Source organism: Haloimpatiens myeolchijeotgali, assembly GCF_042688525.2.
Taxonomy (GTDB): Bacteria; Bacillota; Clostridia; order Clostridiales; family Clostridiaceae; genus Haloimpatiens.
This window is the reverse complement of record NZ_JBHWAB010000001.1, coordinates 1640498-1655617: the sequence shown is the minus strand read 5'-3', so window position 1 is coordinate 1655617 and position 15120 is coordinate 1640498. Positions and strand designations below refer to the sequence as shown.

Below are 15120 nucleotides of genomic sequence, written 5' to 3'. Positions count from 1 at the left end.
ATTTAATCAAACTCCTTTTCCCATTCTTCTAACTTTTCAGTCCAATCTCTTTTAAGATTTCCACTTATTTCTTTCTTAAAAGATAGTGCTTTCTTAAGAGTTTGTATGCACTTACTATCATCTATTGCCTTTAATGTATCCGCATATTCATTATAAAAAGCAGCCATATAATATTTGCCTTTATTACTAATTTGCTCAATAATATCTATAGCTTTCTCTATTAATTGTAAAGACTTGTCCAAATCTTTTTCGAAATCATTTCTATCTCTATATATAATACATTTCCATTTAAGATGGTACGGATTTTCACTGTCATAAATTTCATTTATTAACTCATCTGCTTCTTTAAACTTGTTACTCTCTAAATATAGATCGATTAAAAACTTAAAGTTAAATTTTTCTCTGTCGAATTCAATCATTGATATATACTGATTTAAATAAGTTTCAGCTATATTTAACTCCTTATCAAATTCTTCATTATGATATTTTTTTCTACTAAATTCTTTTGAATATATTTGACCATAAGCTAATAATAATTTTTTATTTTCTTTTATATATGCAGGTGGTTCTAAATACTCCAATAAATTTTTATAAAAATTAGGTTTATTATATGACAACCAACCTGAAAATTCTTTAAGTACTAAATATGTTTGATCAAATTCGTTATTAATTGATTCTTTTAAGATATCACCAAATTCTTCAAATCTTTTATTTAAGTACTCTTCTATTAATTCTTTAGCATAAAAAGGTTTTTTTGAAATTAATTCATATGCACTTAATAAAACTGTAATAGGTTGATTATTTCCATCTAAAATATATTTTATATTCTCCTTACCTTTATCAATAAATTCCTTTTTTTCATCATATTTAATTTTTTTACTTGATGCTAAATTTTTATATATTCTACAAAGTTGTAAAACTGAGCTATATGCCTCACTATCTACATTTTTTATTTCAACGAATATTTTTTCTGCTTCATTATATTCTTGTAACCAAACATAAAATTTTCCAATATGATGCTTTATTAAAAGTATATTTTTAATATCTTTATCTAAATTTATATTCAATATTTTTTTCAGTTGTTCAATTTTTTCACTAATCCCTTCTTTTTTATCTTTCTTTTTCAATTTTCTAACTTCAAATTCAAGTTTTTCACTAAACAATTTTATATCATAATACCTTGTATAATCTAACTCTAGGTTATCTATACTTTTTATAACTTCATCCAAAAACTTATCTTGATTTTTATAATTTGCAATAGTATTACATAATAGTACTTTCATATAGTCATCTTTTTCTGTTTTAAATAACTTATCTATGAGTTCTATGTGATTCTAAAGAAATTTAAAATAATATATGTCTCTAATATCTAATTTTTTTTCTAAATACTCTTTTAATACTTCTTTAAACTCTAAAATATATTTATTTTCCTTTAATATTTCCTTTAAGGAATTTAATACAATTTTGTGAACATAGTAATAATAAGTATTATTATCATTTACTATACAAGCAGATATTAATTCTTGCAACTCTATAATTCCAAATTTTTTCATGAAACTTTTTTCAATAAATAAATTATTAATAGTTGTTATATGTGATAGAATTTCTTCATAATCATATATATATCTTCCTACTATTCGCTTAAAAAAAACCGAATTTTTATTTTTATCTTTTATTTTATGAATATTTTTATAATCATTCTGAATATCTTCTAATTTTAAATTTTTATCTCTTTTTAATAGACTTATTATAAGTCTTAATAATAGCGGATGCCTATCAATTTCATTTAAAAACGACTTTAACACCCCTGACTTAATTTTCCCAAGCTTTTCCTTTTCAAATAGCTTATAAGCCTCTTCCAATGTTAAATAATCTATCTTATAAGTATATTCTTCTTCAAAAACTTTTTCCAATGATGTAATCATCAATTTAGAACTATTACCTTGGATATTGTTAAAACTTTCAAATACATCTTCTGCATTATTATTAAGATTATCAATTACTATTAAAGTTTCATACCTCTTAATAATCTCTTCTAAATTAATAGGTTTATTCTTACCAAATATTATTGCTTTTTTTAAATCAATTTTTCCATCATTTTGATCTTTTATATCAATCCAATAAACTTTTTCAAATTTATTTTTTTCAGAATTTATAATTTGTGTTACTAACTGAGTCTTTCCAATTCCACTAAGTCCATAAACTTGTACAATCTTTTTTTTACTAAGTAATTCAATTATATCTTTTTCATATTTTTTTCTATTTATATACTTATCATCAACTTTAGGAATATCCCCCCCTAAAGAATTCACTTCAACATTATTAAATTTTAAAAAATCTATTGATTTAGAAAATTTTATTCCTGCAAATGATTCTGTACCATCAGGTTTTTTAATAATCATTCCTTTAACATAGTTTTTATCTGAAATTATTGGTGCTCCTGAAATTCCTTTAAACATTTTAGTACTTAATGCAGGAAAATCTGGGCAATGTAAATCTAAATCGTACTGTTCATTATTTTTAAAATCTTCTATTAATATTTGACCATATATCTTTTCACCATATGTTTTTTTTCTAGCAGAATAACCAAAAGTAATAAATTTTTCACCACTATGAAAATCTGACACATCCATTTTAAAATATTCGTCCATTTCTTCATCTAATTCAATAATAACTATATCTCTATTCTCATGCTTTATTATTTTTATAATACCAACTTCTTTAACTTGTTCTTCAACCTCTTTAAAATAAATTTTTATATTTTTTTCATCTTCATCAGAAATATTATTATTTATAAAAACATGTTTTGCGGTTATCAATTTATTTTTATCTATTAGAAATCCCGTTCCTAAATGCTTCGATTCATCTTCTAAACATATTTTACCTATATATTTTTTTATATCCAACATTAATTGCCTCCCTATATACAATGTTTTTTCTAACATGTTCATTTGCTATTTTTATCTTTATAAATACTAATTAATTTATATTTTCGTGAAATTTAATTTAAGCTATAAAATATCAAAGTATTTTTAATTATTCCTAATCCTTATATACCACAATTACATGCTCCACATGTTGTTATCGTCGTCTTCATCATCTGATATTTCATATGGTTCAAAATCAAATGCTCCCCAAAAATTACTTGAATCAAATTTATAATCTGCCTGAATATAACAAGGACCTTCTGTATCTTCATTATCCCAATTAGGATTAGGATAAATTATTGAATATTCAAATTCGTTAGAGTATTGCACCTTACCATCTAGAAATTCTAAATTTCCATTTGTGAAAACATATATATTATTTATAATATTAACCAATTCATTATCACATTCTAAATCATCTAATGATAAATCTATACTAACTGAACCCTCAGTCAACATTTCTTCTCCATATTCCACATATCCGTTTACATGTTTATTAAAATATGCTTCCGCAAAATATTCACATAGTTCTTCAACTTTCTTTTGTACTATTTGTATAAATACATCTTCTATTTCCTCTTTATTAGATTCATATAATTGTCCTAACACTTTAATTTCTTCTAACTCTAATATCTTGTCCAAATTATTTTCATTACAAATAGTCTCTTCTAATATATCAAAAATATACGTAAAATACTCATTTAAATATAATTCATAGCTAGAAAAATCATTAAAAATAAATAAGGCATTTTCTTTACTTGATTTAAATCCACAAAATTTACACTCACCAGAAAATATTTTTTCTTCAAAGCCTATAATTATGGTATCCGTTCTAATAAAAGTATTTTTATTACAATAAGGACATTTTTCATAACTGATATTCTTCTCTTTCGTATTATGATTTTTAAAAAACTTTTCCTTTTCTTTTGGATTCCTATCATAATACTTAATTTGTGCATCTGCATTTTGTATTTTTTTTACTAAATTAATATGCTGTTTTAATTTCCAATTTAATTCTTCCTTAATTATACTATTTACATTTGCTTGTAAATTGTTATTCTTGACAAATTCTTTAAATTCCGGAATATTGTTTTTTAAAATTCTATAAATAATGGGTAACACATTAGCTATAAGATGTTCAATTTGCTTATTTTCTGTTTCTAGTTCAAAATGAGTTAATGCATTTCTATATTCATTTAATGTTATAAAAAAATTGTATTGTTTAGATGACATTTTCTCATTTTTTAATATAATTACCCTATCAATCGCATCAATAAATTTAATAGTTTGATATTTAATATCATTATTCTTATTTTCAATAAAATTCTTAGATTTTTGGGAAAATATATCATTAACATTTTCATAAAGCAAATACTCATTTGTACTCTTAATTATATACTTAAATAAAGTTTCAACAGAATGATGTAGAGAAATTATAATTTCCTTGAGTGTATATTCATAGTTTTGATCCTTTGCTTTTTCTAAATATTGTAATGAATTTATAGCATTTTTAAAAGAATGAAAACCGTTATCTAATATTTTCATTTTATTCTCCTTTCTTAAATAAATGATGTCTATCTATTTTATCTCCACACACATTGTCATCTACATCTAAAATGGATGCAGATGCAATATTATATATATAAATATTTATAATTAATACCCTCTAACTTTTTTCATTATATCATAACTTTAAAATATATTTTACCATTTAATATAACTTTTACTATATTTCCTTCATATTACCACCACTCTTAAACACAAACTCCAACTCCACCAAACTAACCACCATAACCTTCTCCACCATCTGCGTAAAAAGCTCCTCATCAAACTCTCTAATAACATCTTCTCTTCCATTAATCGACTTCTCAATCTCCTTTACTTTCTGAATCCCCTTCTCCCTTGTTGCTTCTACATTATCAAACTCCGTCTTCTTTTCTTTTAACTGCTGCATTTTCTCTGATAGCCTTTCATACTCTTCATCATAAATCTGATTATCTAATCCACTTCTTACATTCAGCCTTACCAAGTTCATCATCTGTTCCTTAAGTTCTTCTAGCCTTTTATTTATTTTCTGCAGCTGCGTATCATCTTCTTTACTCTCAAACACCTTATTTATATTTTTCATCAGTTTATCAATAAACTCATCCTTATTTTCAATAATCTTATTTATGGATTTTATAAAAGCTGCTTTTAATCTTTCTTCATCTACTGCTTTCATATCACAGGCTTCTAGTCCATTATCAATGTGATTTGCACATATCCATACATACCTTTTATACTTTTCGCAATTGCCCCATCTTTTTCTTCTGAATTTACTGCCGCAGTTGCCGCATATTATTTTGCCTGAGAAGGCATATTTGTGGGTATATCTGCTTTTTGTTTTTTCTGAATATCCTACAAGTGCTGCTCTTCTTTTTATTTCTTGCTGGACCATTTGAAATGTTTCTTTTGAAATGATTGCTGGATGACTGTCTTCAACATAGTACTGTTGAATTTGTCCGTTATTTTTAACTCTTTTATGGGTTAAGAAATCTACAGTCATTGTCTTTTGAAGCAAGGCATCTCCTGTATATTTCTCATTTCTTAAAATCTTTTGAATTGTTGAATCATACCATTTACTGTTGCCTGATCCATTTAATATTTTATCTTTTTCAAGTCCCTTTCCTATTGATCTTATTCCTTTTCCTTCTAGGTATTCGCTATATATTCTTCTTACAACTTTAGCTTGTTCTTCATTTATAATTAGATTTCCATCTTCATCTTTATCATAACCCAAAAACCTTTTAGCATTTACTCTTACTTTCCCCTGCTGAAATCTTCTGACTATGCCCCAGCAGCTGTTTTCAGATATGTTTCTGCTTTTATCTTGCGCCAAACTGGACAAGATAGTAATTAGAACTTCACCTTTGCTGTCTAAAGTATCTATATGCTCTTTTTCAAAATACACTCCTACACCTTTTTCTTTTAGAGTTCTAATATACTTTAAAGTATCAAGTGTATTTCTTGAAAATCTACTTATTGATTTTGTAATTATCATATCAAATTTACCTTCAAAGGCAGCTTCAATCATCTTATTGAATTGGGTACGTTTTTTAGTATTGGTTCCTGATATTCCTTCATCTGCAAAAATTCCAGCAAACTCATACTCTGGTTTGCTTTTAATGTAATTTTCATAATAAGTAACCTTCATCTCATAGCTTGTAAGCTGTTCATCTGAATCCATACTTGCTCTTCAGTATGCACAAACTCTCTTTTTAGTTTGAGCTGGCATACCTTTTATAACTTGTACTGGTTTCGCTGGTATTACTGAAACCTTAGACATAAAACTCCTCCTTTACTGTAATCCTTTAATACCTTTCTTTTTAACAAATTCTTCTTCCACCTTCATTCCATTCTTAAGATGAAATTCTAAATGCGTTGGTGTAATAACTACTACTTTTTCAATTAAATTCTCAAATATATCATCATCAAACTCTGTAAGAGTGATTTCTTTTATCTTGATTTTCATTCCACCATTTTCGTCTGTATTCATCAGAACAAAATCTTCTAGTTCTACCTTTACCTTTTTGCTTAATACGTTTATTACAATAGGCTCAGAGTAAATTTCTTTTTATCTTTTCTTCAAAATTTAGAGCAAAACAGCACATGAACTTCCATCTAACGCATTACGCTTACAAAATTCTCTAACACTATCTCTTGTCAGATTTAAGAAGTTTGCAATTTTTTTATACCCCATACCTTTTAAGCTTAATTCACTTATTTTTTCTTTTTCATCACTTGTCATATGAGCTGCTCCTTTCATTAAACCTTTACGCAATAAAAAAAAGTAACCACAACGCTTGTAGCTACTTAATTCAAACTTTATATTTTGGGATTTTTGCCTATCCCCCCTGTTTAATTCTACGAAAATTCACACGTGAAGGGCGGCGGTCTTTGTAGAAGGGGGTTGTAGAGATTTTGCTCCCCCCTCCAAAACAGTATTTATTTAAAATTTTGTGAAAATATTTTAATATTCGTATTCAACACATCTATCATTTGTTATTGTCTTCTTATGACTATAAGTCTTGCAAACAGGCTTCCAGTAACTCTAAGCCTAAAATAATTTACATATACTTATTACACCAGTTACATTTTTTATACTTTCAGTGTTTTTTAATTTAACAGCATTAATTTTATATTCATTATCCTTAGCGACTGGAAAATTACTGTTGTTATGAATATCTTTGTTAACAACATTATCATTCAAAATATGAATATAATCATTGGAAATCAATACTACAGAAAAAGGTACATTATTATTGTTTAATTTATTAATTTGATTTACCGTTAATCCCCAAAATCCTACCTTACTACTACTTATTTTAACATAGTATGTCTTTACTATATTTCCATTCGAATCGCATATGTCAAACATATTTTTCGATAAACCATTACTCTGAACATTCCCTCCAATTCCTATGACAATTTGATTGATTAGTTTTTTAAATTCAGCTATTCTCATTTACTTTCACTCCCTTATATTAATATTATAATATTAATATAAGGTATTAAATTAGGTTTATCAACATTGATAATAACGCTTAATTTCCTGTTTAAACTGATTACTATTTCCTTTTTGAACAAATGTTCTCATTGTTTTTTTGGAGATGCTTGAATTTTTTTGATAGAGTATATCTATATTATTCTAACGTATATTTCTGTTCCGTTATTTCACAACTCTATTTTTCTTAAAATTCCTACAAAATTTAATATTTATACTCTAAATACCTATCTTTAGTCATAGTCTTTTTATCATGACACTTCTTACAAAGAGGTTGCCAATTGCTCTCGTCCCAAAATAATTTATAATCTCCTCTATGAGGAATAGTATAATCAACTACTGTAGCCTTTGTTACCCTACCTTGTTTTTTGCACTCAACTCATAGAGGATTATTTTTTAGAAATATCTTTCTTGCTTTGTTCCATCTGCTATCATAGCCACGTCTTCCAGTATTTTTCCTTTTGTTTCCATGTAAATTCATATGCTTTTCACAATATTTATTCTTTGTAAGTTTAGGACATCCTGGATGCCTGCAAGGTTTTAATGGTTTAGTTGGCACTTTGCTTCACCGTCTTTTATTTTTAGACATAGAAAAAAAACTATAGAGTTTTAGCTTCAAAGGCTTTGTTATCAAGAATGCTGCATTTCCTAAGAATCGATATAACATCGGCATATACTACAGCATATGGCACTCTTGAATTTCTATGTTTTTACAGTTTATATTATAGCATAGTTTTGGGATGGCTTTCAGTGGCTTATTTATTATTTTTTCAATTTCTTTTAATGCTCTTCCATGCAAACGTAATATCCATCTGCTATCGCATCTCATAGTTGTTGCTACCTCATCCCAGCACTTGTCATTAATATATCTCATCTCTAAAAGCAATTGATAATTTAAATCATTAAGTTTATTTATAGTTTCTATAATTTCTTTCTTAAGAGCCACCAGTTTATCAATATCATCATTAATTTCATACTCTAAATCTATAACCTTTACCATTACATTTTCCATTGAACTTTTACTATTAGGTCCACCAGATATTCTTTCCTGTGTAATATCTGTATTTACTTTCATCGCTAAACTCTTTAATGATTCCAATTGCTCAAGTTTACTATCTATTCTTTTATCAAGCCAAACAGCTTGTAATAAATATTCTTTTGCATTCATCTTAGGCTCTCCTTTCCTGCTTTTTAATTCTTGCTTTAATTGCATCAATTAAAGCAGTTTGACTTGTATCTTTGTTTTCTAAAGCTTGTATAACTTTTTCATCTACTGTATCTTTTGTTATGATGTGATGGATCACTACAGTATGCTTTTGCCCTTGTCTATATAATCTGGCATTAGCTTGCTGTTATAATTCCAAACTCCATGTAAGTCCAAACCAAACTATTATATTTCCCCCACCTTGAAGATTAAGTCCATGTCCTGCTGATGCTGGATGTACTAGCATTATAGAAATTTCTCCTTTATTCCAAGCTTTTATATCTTTTGATGTTTTTAATTCTTTTACTTTAAAATGCTTTTTAAGTCTATCTCTATCATGCTTATATGAATAAAATATAAGTACTGGTTTTCCATTTGCAGCTTCAATAACATCCTCTAAAGCTTTTATCTTTTCGTCATGTATTTCTTGAATATCACCATTTTCATCATAAACAGCTCCATTTGCCATTTGGAGTAATTTGTTTGTAAGAACAGCAGCATTATTTGCAACTATATCTGAATCCTTAAGTGGAAAAAGTAAATCTTTCTCTAACTGCTTATACTTATCCATTGCTGTTTTTGATAATTTAACTTTTATTATATTATCTATTTTCTTTGGTAACTTTAAATAATCTTCTGCTTTCATGCTTACACATATTTCTTTTAGTTTTTCATAAATATGTTCTCTTGCTCCTTCTTTAGGCTTATAACTAAATATCACATTTTGATTTCTTTTATCTGGATTAAAATATCTTTCTCTATATCCTGTGATTGTTTTTCCAAGTCTCACTCCACCATCTAAAAGATATATTTCAGACCATAAATCCATAAGTCCATTTGGTGCTGGAGTTCCTGTAAGTCCTACTATTCTTTTAGGTTTAACTTTTCTTAATGCCTTAAATCTTTGAGATTTTGGAGATTTAAAACTTGAAAGCTCATCTATAACAACCATATCAAAAGGCCAATCTCTGCCATAATACTTTACAAGCCACACCACATTTTCTCTGTTTTTAGGTAATTTAGTAAAAAAGCCTCGTAAAATTAAATCTAAAAAAATTGGACAACGTTATACTCAAATTATGCTTGCTAAAGATATACACAAATCTCAAGGTTATATTGTTGATATAGAAACACGAAGAACATATCCTACTTTCAAAGTTCTTAGCCAAATTTCCGAAGTATGCGAAGTACCGTTTAGTTTTTTTGAAAAAACTCAAAACTAACTTGTTACAAAAGATATTGATTTAGGAGAAGACATTATTGTGCCTAAAAAAATAGATACTAGTTTTAAAGATCCATATAATGAAATTGCTTGTAGTACTGATTATGAAAGACCAAATGAAATAGTAGATGTTAAAGAAGCAATGGATTTAATTCTATCTCAACAGGGACTTATGCTTAATGGGGAAATCCTATCTGATGATAGTAAAATAGCCTTAGCAAATGCCATTAAATTAGGCCTCCAATATGCTCAGCAAATGCAAAAAAAGAAAAATAATATTTTCTAGGGGGTTTGATATTTATGATAAAACACATTGTAGAAGGGCTCAGTAATTTATACGAAACTAAAGATCCCCTTGAACTATGTGGATGCTTAAATATAAAAATTATGAAAAGCTATTTAGATGATGAGATTAAGGGACTTTTTCAAAAGACTCCTAACGGCTTTGAAATAATACATCTAAATACAAACCTAACCGAAGAAGAAGAAAAATATATATGTGCTCATGAACTTGGACATGCTCTACTTCATAATGATATGTCATTACAATTTTTCCTTGATAATAAACTTCAAGTTAAGAATAAATATGAAATACAAGCTGATAAGTTTGCAGCAGAACTACTTATAGAAGATATGTTTAATAAGGAAGAATGTGTGGGACTAAGTATAAATCAACTTTCTAGTAAGCTGTGTGTCCCTGTTAAACTTTTGAAATACAAATTTAATATAGAAGATTAAAGAAACCAGCAGGTAAACTAAATTTATACCACCTGCTGGTTTCTCTATATATAATATTATTCTATTTCATTTTCAAGAGATAACATTTTCTCTTGCCTCATTTCATGTAGAGTTTTATCGCTTCCCTTAATTAGAACCCAATCATAAATTCTAATACTAGACCAACTGGTAACCTTCTGTCCCCATTTGTTAAATGTAAGTTTTTCACCTTTAAAATCAACATACTTACTGTCAATAACAGTGGCTTCTGAATTATCTCTATTCTTAATTACTACAGCATCTCCAGTTTTAATAATCCCCCACTCAAATAACTTATCCATTCCTGGAAGTATAGTTCTAGTAATAGATGTATTCTTCTTAGCCATATATGTATGTCGTTTTTTATCATCTACTTCAACATAAAAATCTTCCAAAGTTGGAGGAGGTAATATTCTATTAATATCTATAAAATAACTATCTTCTATTTTCATTGGACTTAATTCAAAACAACTAATATCAACATTATTAGCTATAAGCCAAGCTGCAGCTGATAGGGTTTGCTTATCAAAAGATGATGCTATAAGTATTATTCTTTGTTTTGAATTAAAGGTTTTTAATGCATTATTCTTTTCAAGAAAATCATTTAAAATCCTTGATGCTTTTTCATAAACAGTTAGATCTCCAAGCTCAAACTCATCCCTATATTTTTCAATGTATGATGCAAATATTTTATCAACTAAATCATCTGGAGTTTTAATTTTTGCATAACTTGCAGCATATCTTATAGCTTGAAATTCAAAAGCCCCTTTCCTCTGTATAATATCTTTAACATCTCTTTTAATCTCAATAAGTACAAGATTACCATTTTCATCTACTGCTGTTAAATCACTTCTTCCATTTTCTTTGTTTACAACCTGCTTTCCAACCACAAGAAGAGTTTCATCTTCAAATATAACTTCTATGTTTTTTCTCAAAAATTCTTCTATGTGTTCTTCTCTTAAGTTTAAGGATTTAAAGTTTGTATTTTCTATTTCTGTATCTTCAATTTCTATAGAATCTTTTATTTTTACTGGAATTAACATATTATTTACCTACCTTGTATAATGTAGTCATAACATTCAATAGAAAACTATCTATTATTCTAACGAACATTACGACAAATCTTTTTATTATTATTCTAATTATTTCTGCCCGATAGGGCGTTCATTTTACATCTAAACTAAGTTTTCTATTAAAGTCAAATTGAAACCTATACAGTTAAATATTTTGGTATAATATCTCCTGAATAGAGGATAGATGTACACCTCCTGGGAGTGACTCTGTCGAGTCATTTATACCCGTGAATTAGCGTATCATTCCATCAGTGAGAACTCTATGTTTAGCTGGTTGGGTTTCCTTTTGGGAATTACCCGTGTCACAAACAAGGTTATAGAATTACTGATAGAAATGGAATATCTATTCTATCTCAAAAATAAAGGAGATAATACACATGAGTAAATTTTTATATAAACCAACAGTTGGAATTGATGTATCAGCAGATTTTTCAGTAGTAGCTATTCTGGCACCTAACGGTGAAATTTACAGAAAGCCTTTTAAGATTAAACATAATAGAGATGGTTTTGATTACCTAGTAGATCAAATAAAAAAAGCGGAAGAAGAGTTTAACATGAAAACTGGCATTTTCATGGAATCTACTGGTGTTTATCACCTTACTCTTTTCCACTTTCTTAAAGATAAGTTCGAAACATTTATCTTTAATCCACTCATTACTAATAGTAACAAAAATAGTGGAATAAGAAAAGTGAAAAATGATAAAAGTGATACAATATCCATCGCTAAAATAGGTAAATTTCAATCTGTTAAATGTTCTTCTGCATTCGATGTTGAAATTTATACCTTAAAATCTCTCTGCAGAGACTACTATAAATTAACAGATACTAAATCTACTTATAAGAAAAAATTATCTACTGACTTAAGGGTTATTTTTCCTGGATACAATTCCGTATTTTCAAATATTACGTGTAAAACTTCTTTAGCTATACTTAAGCAATTTACTAGTCCACAAGCCATTCTTGATGCAGATAGAGAGATTTTGATAGAAATCATTTCTAGCAATTCAAGAAAAGGACTAAACTATAGTGAAAATCTTTATAAAAAACTGATTCTTATTGCCCAAGAAGCACTCTATATTGGGATAAAGTCGTCTAGCTTATTTGTAAAAATCACTAATACAATTTCATTGATAGAAACCTTAGAAACTCAACTTGAATGTTTGCTGAAGGAAATACATTCACTTATAAAAAGCCGTAGGCTTCAAGAGACATTTATTAAAAACATCCAATTAATATACTCAATACCTGGTATTGGTGAATTAACAGCAATAACTATAATGAGTGAAATTGGTGACATCAACGGTTTTCTTAAGCCTAAGCATTTAATTGCATATTTTGGTATCGATCCTTCTGTTAATCAATCAGGCAAATTCAACAGTGATAGAAATAAAATGTCTAAGCGTGGTACCAGAATCGGACGCCGAGCCTTATATGCTATCGCATTAGCATCCGTGAGAACTAACAAAAATGGTAAACCTAACAATGAAGTTTTGCTTAAATACTACAAAGAAAATCTTAAAGGTAAAAAGAAAAAAGTGGCTTTAGGTGCTGTTATGAACAAACTAATCAAGTACATATTCTCGGTTCTTAAAAACCAGAAACCTTTTGAGATTAGAGATCCTAAGATACACGAGAAAATGTATCTTCAAAATCAATGTAAAACAGTAGCCTAATCGGCTTTAAACCCAAATAATAAATTAGAGAGCTATTGTTCGTATTTTTACAATAGCTAGCTTTGCTATACCCTAATTTAAAAATAAATTTTTTTAAAAAAACTATTGACTATTACTAGCTGGTCTAATTATTTTATATTTATGACTCTAACCTATTAGTAATATTTTAATACTCCCATAATTATATTTTAAAATATATTTATTCTTGATTTTTATGGTATTTCCTTTTTTTATTTTAAATTAAATTAAAACACTAGGTAATTATAAAATGTACCCTATAGAGTAGACACTATAAAAAAGTCTACTTTATAGGGTATTTTTATGTATAATTAAACAAATGAGAATTCGGGGGATAAAAAATGAGTAAAAAGATATTTACAGAAGAACAAATAGAAACTTTGGCACAAAACAAATATGTGAAAAATGTCACTGATAAAGCAATTACGTATACTGATGAATTCAAAAAAATTTTTATAGCTGAGAATCAGAACGGAAAATTCTCTAGAGAAATATTCGAAGAATGTGGATTTGATGTAGATATCATAGGAATTGAAAGAGTAAGATCATCTGGAAAAAGGTGGAGAGCTGCTTATAGAAATAATGGTGTATGTGGTTTAGCTGATACAAGAAGAAATAATTCAGGACGACCATCAACTAAGGAGCTTTCTTTAGAGGAGAAATATGCACGACTACAAGCTCAAAATAATTTACTGAAAGCTGAGAACGAACTTCTAAAAAAGCTCGATATGATGGAAAGGATGATGACGCGAAAAAAATAAAATTACTTTCTAAAGACAAATTCATAATAATAAGAGATACAGTTAAAAAATATAAATTTAAAAATATGATTAGTTATTTATGTAATTTATCTGGTGTATCAAGGTCAGGATATTATAGTTATTTTTCAGCTACGGCCATGGAGTCAAGAAATAAGCGAGAGTTTTGTGATAAAGTAGCAAAAGATTTGATTTTAAAAGCATATAACTTTAAAAATCGTAAAAAAGGTGCTCGTCAAATTAAGCTTACATTAAATGGTGAGTTTGGTATTGTGTATAATTTAAAGCGTATCAGAAGAATAATGAAAAAGCACAAAATTATTTGTCCCATAAGGAAGGCTAATCCATATAGAAGAATGGCGAAAGCCACCCATGAGCACAGGGTTGTCCCTAATTTATTGAATAGAGATTTTAAACAAAATATACCCGGAAAAGTACTGCTTACAGATATAACTTATCTAACGTATGGTAATAACAAAAGAGCATATCTATCTACGATTAAAGACGGTTCTACTAATGAGATACTAGCTTATAACGTAGCCACTAGCTTATCGCTAGATATTGCCACTGATACAATATATAAATCAATGAATAATAAAGATATTACTCTCGCTCCTGATGCCTTTATCCATTCAGATCAAGGAGCACATTACACTAGCCCCACTTTCCAAAAGTTAGTGAAAAGTTTTGGATTAGGACAATCAATGTCTAGACGAGGAAATTGTTGGGATAATGCACCTCAAGAATCATTCTTTGGACATTTTAAGGATGAGGCTTACATTAAATCATGCACAGCTCTGGACGAGCTTAAAGATGAAATAGATGAATACATGGATTACTATAACAATTACAGATATCAATGGAATTTAAAGAAGATGACTCCTGTATCATTCAGAAATCATCTTCAAGCTGCTGCATAGTCTTTTTTTATAATGTCCTTGACAAA

General features: G+C 27.9%; 15 protein-coding genes and 2 pseudogenes. 5 read left to right on the top strand and 12 right to left on the bottom strand.

The genetic code is table 11. The features are described 5' to 3' along the window. Positions 1-2 precede the first annotated feature (2 nt). From ACFIJ5_RS07480 to ACFIJ5_RS07435, 11 genes and pseudogenes are all read right to left on the bottom strand, one after another. Positions 3-1283, bottom strand: a complete 1281-nt coding sequence (locus tag ACFIJ5_RS07480; RefSeq protein WP_379805636.1) for a hypothetical protein — start codon at positions 1281-1283, stop codon at positions 3-5. Between the two features lie 51 nt (positions 1284-1334). Beyond that, positions 1335-2909, bottom strand: coding sequence for a trypsin-like peptidase domain-containing protein (locus ACFIJ5_RS07475; RefSeq protein WP_379805634.1), 1575 nt, complete (start codon positions 2907-2909; stop codon positions 1335-1337). 153 nt (positions 2910-3062) lie between these two features. Further along, complete coding sequence (locus ACFIJ5_RS07470) at positions 3063-4472, bottom strand: hypothetical protein (RefSeq protein ID WP_379805632.1); 1410 nt, start codon at positions 4470-4472, stop codon at positions 3063-3065. 181 nt (positions 4473-4653) lie between these two features. After that, positions 4654-6153 carry a recombinase family protein gene (locus tag ACFIJ5_RS07465; RefSeq protein ID WP_379805630.1) on the bottom strand — a complete coding sequence of 500 codons (1500 nt, stop codon included), beginning with the start codon at positions 6151-6153 and terminating at the stop codon, positions 4654-4656. Between the two features lie 111 nt (positions 6154-6264). After that, positions 6265-6462, bottom strand: a complete 198-nt coding sequence (locus ACFIJ5_RS07460; RefSeq protein WP_379805628.1) for a hypothetical protein — start codon at positions 6460-6462, stop codon at positions 6265-6267. Between the two features lie 96 nt (positions 6463-6558). Then, a complete protein-coding gene (locus ACFIJ5_RS07455) occupies positions 6559-6714 on the bottom strand; it encodes a hypothetical protein (protein WP_379805626.1) in 156 nt (51 codons plus the stop codon). A 309-nt stretch (positions 6715-7023) separates the two neighbouring features. Next, the gene (locus tag ACFIJ5_RS07450) at positions 7024-7431 is read right to left on the bottom strand and encodes a hypothetical protein (protein WP_379805624.1); all 408 of its coding nucleotides are present in this window, start codon (positions 7429-7431) and stop codon (positions 7024-7026) included. A 244-nt stretch (positions 7432-7675) separates the two neighbouring features. After that, positions 7676-7834, bottom strand: a pseudogene (locus ACFIJ5_RS18865) (HNH endonuclease signature motif containing protein); the annotation flags it as partial. Between the two features lie 15 nt (positions 7835-7849). Then, positions 7850-8029 (bottom strand): hypothetical protein, encoded by a 180-nt coding sequence (locus tag ACFIJ5_RS18860; protein WP_459253869.1) that lies wholly within the window; start codon positions 8027-8029, stop codon positions 7850-7852. A 117-nt stretch (positions 8030-8146) separates the two neighbouring features. Continuing rightward, entirely contained in the window at positions 8147-8683 is a 537-nt protein-coding gene (locus ACFIJ5_RS07440) for a DUF1492 domain-containing protein (protein ID WP_379805622.1), read from the bottom strand. Next, positions 8640-9683, bottom strand: a pseudogene (locus tag ACFIJ5_RS07435) (SNF2-related protein); the annotation flags it as partial. The gene ACFIJ5_RS07440 and the pseudogene ACFIJ5_RS07435, both read right to left, overlap by 44 nt. On the opposite strand from ACFIJ5_RS07435, the gene ACFIJ5_RS07430 reads away from it, so the two are divergent. Genes ACFIJ5_RS07430 through ACFIJ5_RS07420 form a run of 3 tightly spaced genes read left to right on the top strand, consistent with a single transcriptional unit; the run spans position 9679 to position 10634 of the window. Then, complete coding sequence (locus ACFIJ5_RS07430) at positions 9679-9897, top strand: helix-turn-helix domain-containing protein (protein ID WP_379809567.1); 219 nt, start codon at positions 9679-9681, stop codon at positions 9895-9897. The pseudogene ACFIJ5_RS07435 and the gene ACFIJ5_RS07430 overlap by 5 nt on opposite strands. 39 nt (positions 9898-9936) lie before the next feature. Further along, positions 9937-10182, top strand: a complete 246-nt coding sequence (locus ACFIJ5_RS07425) for a hypothetical protein (RefSeq protein ID WP_379805620.1) — start codon at positions 9937-9939, stop codon at positions 10180-10182. A gap of 14 nt (positions 10183-10196) precedes the next feature. Next, entirely contained in the window at positions 10197-10634 is a 438-nt protein-coding gene (locus ACFIJ5_RS07420) for an ImmA/IrrE family metallo-endopeptidase (protein WP_379805618.1), read from the top strand. 56 nt (positions 10635-10690) lie between these two features. On the opposite strand, the gene ACFIJ5_RS07415 is transcribed toward ACFIJ5_RS07420, so the two are convergent. Continuing rightward, on the bottom strand, positions 10691-11695 hold the full coding sequence (locus ACFIJ5_RS07415) for a hypothetical protein (RefSeq protein WP_379805616.1): 1005 nt from the start codon (positions 11693-11695) through the stop codon (positions 10691-10693). Between the two features lie 407 nt (positions 11696-12102). Between ACFIJ5_RS07415 and ACFIJ5_RS07410 the strand changes: the two genes are divergently transcribed. Next, positions 12103-13398, top strand: coding sequence for an IS110 family RNA-guided transposase (locus tag ACFIJ5_RS07410; RefSeq protein WP_379805614.1), 1296 nt, complete (start codon positions 12103-12105; stop codon positions 13396-13398). Between the two features lie 359 nt (positions 13399-13757). Beyond that, a protein-coding gene (locus tag ACFIJ5_RS07405) for an IS3 family transposase (protein ID WP_379805612.1) occupies positions 13758-15094 on the top strand; the annotation gives its coding sequence in 2 pieces (ribosomal slippage) (positions 13758-14139 and positions 14139-15094; 1338 coding nt in all). Positions 15095-15120: the final 26 nt, after the last annotated feature.